Annotated in this window: 6 protein-coding genes; 5 read left to right on the forward strand and 1 reads right to left on the reverse strand. The window is 44.5% G+C overall.

Annotated elements, in window-relative coordinates; genetic code table 11:
- The 3 genes from recF to gyrB all read left to right on the forward strand — a co-directional run.
- Positions 1–972 (forward strand): DNA replication/repair protein RecF (gene recF, locus AB4Z17_RS29805; RefSeq protein ID WP_441963893.1); only part of this gene is annotated, 972 nt, incomplete at its 5' end.
- A gap of 30 nt (positions 973–1002) precedes the next feature.
- On the forward strand, positions 1003–1254 hold the full coding sequence (remB, locus tag AB4Z17_RS29810) for an extracellular matrix regulator RemB (RefSeq protein ID WP_054025778.1): 252 nt from the start codon (positions 1003–1005) through the stop codon (positions 1252–1254).
- Between the two features lie 46 nt (positions 1255–1300).
- The gene (gene gyrB / locus AB4Z17_RS29815) at positions 1301–3211 is read left to right on the forward strand and encodes a DNA topoisomerase (ATP-hydrolyzing) subunit B (protein ID WP_441963895.1); all 1911 of its coding nucleotides are present in this window, start codon (positions 1301–1303) and stop codon (positions 3209–3211) included.
- Between the two features lie 32 nt (positions 3212–3243).
- On the opposite strand, the gene AB4Z17_RS29820 is transcribed toward gyrB, so the two are convergent.
- Complete coding sequence (locus AB4Z17_RS29820) at positions 3244–4017, reverse strand: YheC/YheD family protein (protein WP_441963896.1); 774 nt, start codon at positions 4015–4017, stop codon at positions 3244–3246.
- A 288-nt stretch (positions 4018–4305) separates the two neighbouring features.
- Here AB4Z17_RS29820 and gyrA point away from each other — a divergent pair, with 288 nt between their 5' ends.
- On the forward strand, positions 4306–6789 hold the full coding sequence (gyrA, locus tag AB4Z17_RS29825; RefSeq protein ID WP_441963898.1) for a DNA gyrase subunit A: 2484 nt from the start codon (positions 4306–4308) through the stop codon (positions 6787–6789).
- 105 nt (positions 6790–6894) lie between these two features.
- Positions 6895–7968 carry an HD-GYP domain-containing protein gene (locus AB4Z17_RS29830; RefSeq protein WP_441910998.1) on the forward strand — a complete coding sequence of 358 codons (1074 nt, stop codon included), beginning with the start codon at positions 6895–6897 and terminating at the stop codon, positions 7966–7968.
- The last annotated feature ends 338 nt before the right edge of the window (positions 7969–8306 follow it).

Below are 8306 nucleotides of genomic sequence, written 5' to 3' on the forward strand. Positions count from 1 at the left end.
GCGTTAACGAAGTCTCATCGCACCTCTAAGGATAAGGAGCTTATTGGCTGGCAAGAAAGCTCCGCTCGCATTACTGGCGAGGTTGATAAGAAGTACGGAGCGATTAAGCTGGATCTCCTTTTCTCAGCGCAAGGAAAAAAAGCGAAAATAAACGGACTTGAGCAGCGTAAGCTCAGTGATTTCATCGGTTCGGTAAATGTCGTCATGTTTGCGCCAGAGGATCTTGAAATTGTAAAAGGAACGCCGGGAGTGCGAAGACGGTTTCTCGATATGGAAATCGGACAAGTACAGCCCGGCTATTTGTATACACTCCAGCAATATGGAAAAGTGCTGCAGCAGCGCAACAATTTTTTGAAAGCCTCCTATCCTGGAGGGGCAAATCAAACGATGCTTGAGGTGTGGAATCAGCAGCTCGCAGAGCATGGTGTTAAAATCATGAAAAAAAGGAAACACTTTATACATAAATTACAAACATTTGCAGAACGAATACATGCAGGCATAACGAACGGGACTGAGCAGCTCACCATTGACTACCGTCCTTCTTTTGATACAGATGCCCAGCAAGATGAATCTGTTTTATTTGATCAATTTATGATAAAGTTAACACAGGTGAAAGATCAGGAGATTCGCAGAGGCGTTACGCTCGTGGGTCCGCATCGCGATGATTTGGCGTTTTTTATCAACGGCAAAGAAGCGCAAGTCTACGGCTCACAGGGGCAGCAGCGAACAACGGCCCTGTCTTTAAAATTGGCAGAAATCGAACTCATTAACGAGGAAATCGGTGAGTATCCGATTTTGCTGCTTGACGATGTGCTGTCAGAGCTTGATCAGAACCGTCAGACGCAGCTTATTGAGACATTTCAGAGCAAAGTACAAACCTTTATTACAACGACCGGCCTTGAAAGCGTGAATGTGAGCAGGCTTCAGGATGCCGGCATCTATCATGTGCATGACGGCCGAGTGACACGTTAAATTGCGAATAGGAGAGGTGGGGAAGAGGACATGTACATCCATTTGGGCGGCGAGAAAATAATTCGGGCTGCGGAGCTCGTGGCCATCTTTGATATTTCTATCGAGCAATCCTCTAAACTATCCAAGCAATTCGTTGCGGGAGCACGCAAGCGTAAGGACGTTGAAACGATAGGCGAGGAAGAGCCAAAATCGATCGTTGTAACGAAGCAAAAAATATATTATTCGCCTATTTCATCCTCTACGCTTAAGAAAAGAGCCCATCAGTTTGTGGCTAACGGCTAGAGCGAAGGCGATCAGGAACAGCAGTTGAGAGGAGCAGTGAAGTTGCATGTCTTTGGAACAGCATACGTATGACGAGAGTCAGATACAGGTCTTGGAAGGTTTAGAGGCGGTACGCAAACGTCCGGGGATGTATATTGGCTCCACTAGTGGCAAAGGTCTTCACCATCTCGTATGGGAGGTTGTTGATAACAGTATTGACGAGGCTTTGGCCGGTTATTGCTCAAAAATCGAAATTATCGTGCATGAGAATAACAGCGTAACGGTTATCGATAATGGACGCGGTATCCCTGTAGGAGAGAATGCGAAACTGAAAAAATCGACGCTAGAAGTCGTTATGACTGTTTTGCATGCGGGAGGCAAGTTCGGCGGAGAGGGCTATAAAGTATCCGGCGGCTTGCACGGGGTCGGCGTATCTGTCGTAAACGCACTGTCCGAGCTTGTCATTGTTCAAGTAAAACGCGAAGGCAATATCTATCAGCAAGAGTACCGCAAGGGTGCTCCGCAGTATGATATTAAAATTGTCGGCGAGACAACGGAAACAGGTACTCAAGTAACGTTTAAGCCTGATACAGAAATTTTTACGGAAACGACCGTATACGACTATGAGACGCTGCAATCGCGTATTCGCGAGCTTGCGTTTTTGAATAAAGGCATTGAAATTGTGCTTAGTGACGAGCGTACTGACGTATCCAATACGTTTAAATATGAGGGCGGTATTATCGAGTTTGTAAAATACTTGAACCGCAATCGCGAACCTTTGCATGAGCTGCCAATTTATGTGGAAGGCTCGAAGGATCATATCCAAGTAGAAGTCGCTCTACAGTATAATGACAGCTACACCGAGAATATATACTCTTTCGCAAATAATATTAATACACATGAGGGCGGTACGCATGAGTCGGGCTTTAAGAGCGCACTTACGCGTATTATTAACGATTATGCCCGCAAATCAAATCTCATCAGGGATAATGATTCGAATTTCTCCGGCGATGATGTGCGTGAGGGCTTGACGGCTATTATTTCTGTCAAAATCCCGGAGCCGCAATTTGAGGGACAAACAAAGACTAAGCTTGGCAACAGCGAAGTCCGCGGAATTGTAGAATCATTTTTTGCCGAGAAGCTGCAGGAATTTCTAGAAGAGAATCCTTCTGTTTCGCGTAAAATCGTAGAAAAAGGCCTATCTGCTGCTCGTGCTCGTGAAGCAGCGCGCAAAGCGCGTGAGCTGACTCGCCGTAAGAGCGCTCTGGAAGTTGGCTCTCTACCTGGTAAGCTTGCTGACTGCTCATCCAAGGATGCATCGATCAGCGAACTGTACATCGTAGAAGGTGACTCTGCCGGTGGATCTGCCAAGCAGGGCCGCGATCGTCATTTCCAAGCCATTTTGCCGCTTCGCGGTAAGATTTTGAACGTAGAAAAAGCGCGTCTCGATCGTATTCTTGGCAATGCTGAGATTCGGGCAATGATTACAGCGATGGGCACCGGTATTAGCGATGATTTTGATTTAACTAAAGCACGTTATCACAAAATCATCATTATGACGGATGCGGATGTCGATGGCGCTCATATTCGCACGCTCATCTTAACGTTCTTCTATCGCTATATGCGTGAAATTATAGACGCTGGCTATATTTATATTGCACAGCCTCCTCTATTCAAGATCGAGCGTAATAAGGTCATTCGCTACGCGCAAACCGAGAAGGAACGCGAGAAGATTTTGGCTGAATTTGGAGAAGGCGTAAAAGTAAACGTTCAGCGCTATAAAGGTCTTGGAGAGATGAACGCTACTCAGCTTTGGGAAACAACAATGGATCCTGAAAGCCGCACGATGCTCCAGGTAACGATTGAGGATGCAATTGAAGCGGATATCGTGTTTGACACGCTTATGGGCGACAACGTTGAACCACGCCGCGAATTTATTCAAAAATACGCTAGATACGTAACGAATCTAGATGTTTAAAATAAAGGATTTCGTAAAGAAGCAGCCGCCCATTATGGACGACTGCTTCTTTTTTTAAATCGGCCATAGGCGACTGCATAACGATATACTTTATGAAAAACATTTTGATCAGGCAGCTTTCGAAAGATAAATGGATCGGGTAATGTATTGACTTCCAAAATCCATGGATGCAGTTTTGCATCAATTGCGATGTCCACGCCTAGCTCTTTTATATTGGGGTAGGCACCTTGTAACTGGTTGGCAATCGTAATGCTGACTTTTCTTAATTTGTTTTTGAAGGCAGCAAGTTCTGAAGCATTAGCATGATCGCCCATGAGCCGCTCAAGAGCCATCGGAGTCCCGCCGCTGTGATAATTGGTTACTATTTTCGCAGGATGGGCGAGTCTACCGATAATGCCAGTGGCCTCCCATTCGTTATGAGGGTTTTTCTGAACCATAACGCGAATATCGAAGCGCCGCTTTTGATGTTTTAGCAAATGGATACCTTTTTGAACAAGATAGCTTCGCTTCTTCGTTTGCCCAGCTAGCTTATGGTATAACTGGTCGAGTGTTGAGAAAAACAAGATTTTTGTCCCTAGCTGATAGCGATAACCGAGAGCAGGTACAGTAGTTCTCTCCACGCGGATGACGCCATTGCCGAACGTACCGTTTATCGGCTTGACGTAGACCATACCATATTCACTAAGCATTGACTGAAGGCTGCTGCGTCCGAATAGTTTTGTTGGGGGCATATATGAGCGCAAATAGTCAGATTTCAACATGACTTTTGTTTTGGCCCATTTGCTCGTAACGCGTTGTATGCTCAACGATTTTTCTCCTTTCAAAATGCTGCTTTTACAGGTTATCGATTTGAAATGATGCAGGAGACAGACTTTCGATTGAGTGGTATAATGAAAGTTGGGTCTGTTTATTTTATGGCAGGTTTTCATGTATGGAGAGCGGTAATTCACCTATTTTTAGCAAGTAAAGACGAAAGTTTCGCAGGAATTCCAAAAGCATGAGCGCAAAAGGTTTATATGCTCGCTTTTTGAGAAAGTAATATAAGAGTTATGTTGATTTAAGAGTAGCTATAGATGGCGTCAGGGAGGTAAATCATGGCGGAAGAACAACGTATGTCTGTAAGAGATCGAGATATTGGTACGGAGATGCGGGATTCCTTTATGGATTACGCAATGAGTATCATCGTAAGTCGCGCTCTTCCCGATGTTAGGGATGGACTTAAACCAGTGCATCGACGCATATTGTATGCGATGTCTGAGCTGGGCATGTCACCGGACAAGCCCCATAAGAAGTCAGCGAGAATTGTAGGAGAAGTAATCGGTAAGTATCACCCGCATGGTGATTCCGCAGTTTATGAGTCAATGGTACGGATGGCACAAGATTTCTCCATGCGTTATATGCTCGTAGATGGACATGGTAACTTTGGTTCAGTTGATGGCGACTCTGCAGCTGCCATGCGTTATACGGAAGCTCGTCTTTCGAAGATGGCAATGGAGTTGCTGCGCGATATCAACAAGGAAACGATTGATTTCGTTCCTAACTATGACGGTGAAGAGTCGGAACCAGTTGTATTGCCAGCACGTTATCCAAACCTTCTCGTAAACGGGGTTACTGGGATAGCGGTTGGTATGGCTACGAATATTCCACCTCATAACTTGAATGAGGTTATCGACGGAGTACAGGCGCTTATTGTTAATCCTGACATTACGCCACTCGAACTCATCGAACACATAAAAGGTCCTGATTTTCCAACAGCCGGTTTTGTAATGGGCCGTATGGGGATTCGTCAAGCTTATTTGACAGGCCGCGGTTCGGTAACAATGCGAGCAAGGGCGACGATTGAAGAGAATAACGGCAAAGCGCGCATTATTGTGCATGAGCTGCCTTATCAAGTCATTAAAGCTCGTTTAGTTGAGAAAATTGCCGAGCTCGTTCGCGAGAAGAAAATTGAAGGTATTACAGATTTGCGAGATGAATCGGATCGTAACGGCATGCGCGTAGTCATTGAGCTTCGTCGCGATGTTAACCCGAGCATCGTACTTAATAATTTGTACAAGCATACACAGCTGCAATCCAACTTTGGGATTAACATGCTGGCACTCGTAAATGGTGAGCCTAAGACGCTTAACATACGCGATATGCTTTATCATTATTTACAGCATCAGATCGAGGTCATTCGTCGTCGTACGGAGTATGATCTCAAAAAGGCTGAAGCTCGCGCACATATCTTGGAGGGCTTGCGAATAGCGCTTGACCATTTGGATGAGGTCATTGCACTCATTCGCGCTTCCCAAACAGCTGACCAAGCTCGTGAAGGCTTAATTACAAGATTCTCGCTCAGCCATGAGCAGGCGCAAGCGATTTTGGATATGCGTTTGCAGCGCCTGACTGGTCTGGAAAGAGATAAAATAGAAGCAGAGTATGCAGAACTTATGCGTAAAATTGCTGAATATAAAGCGATTCTAGCTGATGAGCAGCTTGTGCTCGATATTATTAGCACAGAGCTTGCTGAATTGAAGGAACGTTTCGGTGATGAGCGTCGTACGGAGATAATGGCAAGTGATGAGGAAATTCTCGATGAGGATCTTATTCCTCGTGAGGATGTTATCATCTCCATTACTCACACGGGCTATATCAAGCGTTTGCCGGTTGGCACTTACCGCAGCCAGAAGCGCGGCGGCAAAGGCGTTGTCGGCATGGGTACTAAGGATGATGACTTTGTTGAGCATCTATTTGTATCCAATACGCATCACTACCTGCTGTTCTTTACGAACAAAGGTAAGGTGTATAAGCTGAAAGCCTATGAGATTCCTGATCTTAACCGTACTGCACGCGGTACGCCTATTATCAACCTCATTCAAATTGAACAGGGTGAGACAATCAATGCGGTCATACCTGTACAAGAATTTGATTCGGAACATTACTTGTTCTTTGCTACAAGGCAAGGGGTTGTGAAGAAGACTCCGCTTGATGACTACGTCAACATTCGGAAAGTCGGATTGATCGCAATCTCACTTCGTGAGGACGATGATCTAATTGGCGTTAAGCTGACTGACGGCAATCAGGAAATTATTATGGGAACGGCGCAGGGCATGTCCATACGTTACTCTGAGCAGGATGTCCGTTCTATGGGACGTTCCGCTACAGGCGTGAAAGGTATCCAGCTTGATGATGAAGATACCGTTATTGATATGGATGTTATCGTACCGGATAATGATATCCTGATCGTTACCTCCAAAGGTTACGGCAAGCGGACACCAGTGGCCGATTATCGTATTCAGAACCGTGGCGGTAAAGGGATTAAGACGCTTAACGTAACCGATAAGAATGGACCGATCGTCTCACTCAAAGTGGTTGAGAATGATGAGGATCTTATGATTATGACTTCATCTGGCACGATGATTCGTACCAGCATGGAAGGCATATCTACGATGGGACGGAATACGCAAGGCGTAAGGCTGATTAATACACGCGAAGATGATACGGTAGCGACTGTCACACGTGTTGCTCGCAGTGAAGAGAATGAAGCTATAGATGAAAATGAAGAGCAAGATGGCGGCGAAACGACGCAAGAATAAATGAAAGCAGACGCAGCTGACTCCGTCGCATGACGGGTCAGCCTAGGTTTGCTTTATTTATGGGAGTACATAATTACTATTCAGGCACAAGGGGAGAGGACTCTCGTGGCAGCAGTAACATTATTACATCTCAAATTAGGCGACAAAATCATTGAAGATGTCCTCACCCCACTTGGCAGTGTTTTATTTCAAAAGGGAAAGATCGTTACCCCTAAAGAAATAGAAATATTGCAAGCATTTCTCGTCACAAGTGTCGAGATTGAATCCAATATTGATTTGAGCAAGACAAAAGAGGATACCGATGAGGATGCAAGCCAAGAACCGAGTTCAGCATTAGTCGCATCTCCCCTTCATGAAGAGTACGACAAAATGATTATTGTTTTACGCCAAGTATTTAACTCTGTTGCAGCGGGTCAAGCCATGCCGATCATGGATGTACGCAAGCAGCTAGAGAAAATGCTGGAGCACATAAAGAGCTACAACTTGCTGACCTTTGTACCGCGTCAATTTTTGGAGAAAGACTATTTGCTTCATAACAGCATTACGTCTGCATTAACCTCCTATCAAATTGCACAGTGGACGGGTTTTCCTCAAAAGGATTGGATGCAAATTGCATTTGCCGGTTTATTGCACGATATCGGCAACGTCCGAATTGACAAAGCAATCTTGACGAAGCCTAATACATTATCAACAGAAGAAAAAGAAGAAATGATGCGTCATACGGTTCTTGGGTATCAATTGCTCAAAAATGTATCTGCTCTTAATGAGGGTGTAAAGATGGCGGCGCTTCAGCATCATGAGAAGGTTGACGGAACAGGTTATCCGCTCGGCATTGATGCGACGAAGATAAACCCGTACGCCAAGATCGTAGCGATTGCTGATATATTTCATGCAATGACTTTGAACAAGGCATATAGGAAAGCTGCATCTCCGTATCTCGTATTGGAACAAATCCAAAGCGATTCCTTCGGGAAGCTGGATCCTACTTATGTCCGTACATTTGTAGAGAAGGCTACTCAGTTCCATAATGGAACGGTCGTTAAGCTTAGCGATGAACGAATTGGAGAAATTGTATTCTCGGATCGTAATTATCCGACTAGGCCTTGGGTATCCATTGAAGGTGTCATTGTAAACTTAATCGTAGACAGGCATCTTCATATTAAAGAAGTGCTCAGATAAGCGAATTCGTCAAAACTTTAAGTAAGTACAGTGTAATGATRAGGAGACTAAACGAAGTCTTCTCACCGTAACACTGTACTTACTTTTTTTATTGTATTAGAAGAATAATTAATGAATGTTAGGAAATTATATAATATGTTGTAGAAACAAGCCATTATGGCTAGCTGCAAAGGTGAAAAGAAGGTATGAAATGCTAATGCAAAAAGTTTTTCGCAAATAATGAAAAAAACACTTGCAATGCTATATACGCCTATGATATATTATCTAGGTCGCCAACGAGATACACGGTCGACAAGAGAGAAAAGATTGCTCTTTGAAAACTGAACAACGAGTAATAA

It is taken from the genome of Paenibacillus sp. TAF43_2, assembly GCF_052113545.1.
In the GTDB taxonomy this organism is placed as follows: Bacteria; Bacillota; Bacilli; order Paenibacillales; family Paenibacillaceae; genus Pristimantibacillus.